The organism is Tateyamaria sp. (assembly GCF_059783535.1).
This window is the reverse complement of sequence record NZ_JBYNDP010000156.1, coordinates 5886-7693: the sequence shown is the minus strand read 5'-3', so window position 1 is coordinate 7693 and position 1808 is coordinate 5886. Positions and strand designations below refer to the sequence as shown.

The 1808-nt window shown below is 60.1% G+C and carries 2 protein-coding genes; both read left to right on the top strand.

What is annotated here, in order from left to right:
* The coding region (locus AC6RA8_RS19670) for an ABC transporter substrate-binding protein (RefSeq protein ID WP_500355106.1) at window positions 1-1247 on the top strand (1247 nt) is incomplete at its 5' end.
* Between the two features lie 115 nt (window positions 1248-1362).
* On the top strand, window positions 1363-1808 hold a 446-nt coding region (locus AC6RA8_RS19665; protein ID WP_500355103.1), incomplete at its 3' end, for an ABC transporter substrate-binding protein.

The window sequence follows — 1808 nt, the reverse complement described above, 5'->3', positions numbered from 1 at the left end:
CCAAATCCACCAATTCGGATATGAAAGAGCTGATCGGCTCGATCACCGAAGTGCGCGCAGTTGGCGACTACACAATCGAGATGGTTACGGACGGTCCAAACCCGATCCTGCCCTCGAACCTGACCAACTTGTTCATCATGGACAAGGACTGGACCGAGGCGAACAACACCGTCGATGTGCAGGACTTTGAGGGCGGCGAGATCACCTATGCCACCACGAACGCCAACGGCACAGGCCCCTACATCCTGCAAAGCCGCGAGCCTGACGTGAAAACCGTCATGACCCGCAACGACAACTATTGGGGCATCGACCAGTTCCCGATGGAAGTGACCGAGATCGTCTACACCCCCATCCAGAACGCCGCGACCCGCGTCGCAGCCATGCTGTCGGGCGAGATCAACTTCCTTCAGGACATGCCGGTGCAGGACCTTGAACGCGTGAACTCCGCCGACGGTCTGGTGGTCAAGCAGGCCCCACAGAACCGCGTGATCTTCTTTGGCATGAACCAGGGTGCGGATGACATTGAGGCCGACAACGTGGATGGCGCAAACCCGCTGGCCGATGTGCGTGTGCGCAAGGCCATGTCGATGGCGATGAATCGTGATGCGATCCGTCAGGTCGTGATGCGCGGCCAATCCCAGCCCGCCGGCATGATCGCACCGCCCTTCGTCAATGGCTGGACCGAGGCGATGGACGGCGAATCCTCGACCGACATCGACGGCGCCAAGGCGCTGCTGGCCGAAGCGGGTTATGACAGCGGCTTCTCGATCCGTCTGGACTGCCCCAACGACCGTTACATCAACGATGAAGCGATCTGTCAGGCGGCTGTTGGCATGTTGGGCCAGATCGGCATCACTGTGAACCTTGATGCCAAGCCCAAGGCACAGCACTTCCCGCTGATCACCGACGGGCAAACCGACTTCTACATGCTGGGTTGGGGTGTGCCGACATACGACTCGGAATACATCTTCAACTTCCTGGTCCACGGTCGTGAAAGCGACATCGGCACATGGAACGGCACCGGGTTCGACAATGATGATCTGGATGCCAAGATCAAATCGCTGGCCTCGAACACCGATCTGGAAGCCCGCAACGCAGACATCGCCGCCATCTGGCGCGTGGTGCAGGACGAGCAGCTCTATATCCCGCTGCACCACCAGGTCCTGAACTGGGGCATGGGTGAAGGTGTCGGGATCGAGGTTGACCCAGAAGACCAGCCAAAGGTCAAATACATCACCATGAACTGATCATGGACGGGGGGCCGCGGTTGCGCGGCCCCCTTTCGTTTTGCCCCCGAATGCGCGCCGGGGTGTTGCCTGTTTTTCACCGATTTCATTGAAACCGCATCAAGGACCAAGATACATGATCCGCGCTTTCCTTCTCGCCAGCACCGTTCTGGCTGCACCGGCCATCGCCGAAGAATTCAAGTGGGCCGAAACCACCGACCCGCAAACCATGGACCCGCATGCCGTGAACTCGGCCGCCGTGCTGGGCTTTCTCAACAACGTCTACGAGGGCCTTGTCCGCCGCGGCAAGGACATGACCATCGAACCCGCGCTGGCCACATCGTGGGAACCGATTGGTGCGGGCGAAGGGTGGCGGTTCACCCTGCGCCAGGGCGTCACCTTTCACGACGGGGCCGCGTTTAACGCTGACGACGTGATCTTTTCCTACCAGCGTGCAAGTGACGAGGCGTCGGACACGCGCAGCTGGTTCGCACCTGTGTCCGAGGTCATCAAGGTCGACGACTACACCGTCGACATCATGACCACGGCCCCCAACCCGATCTTCCCGGACAGCATCGCCAA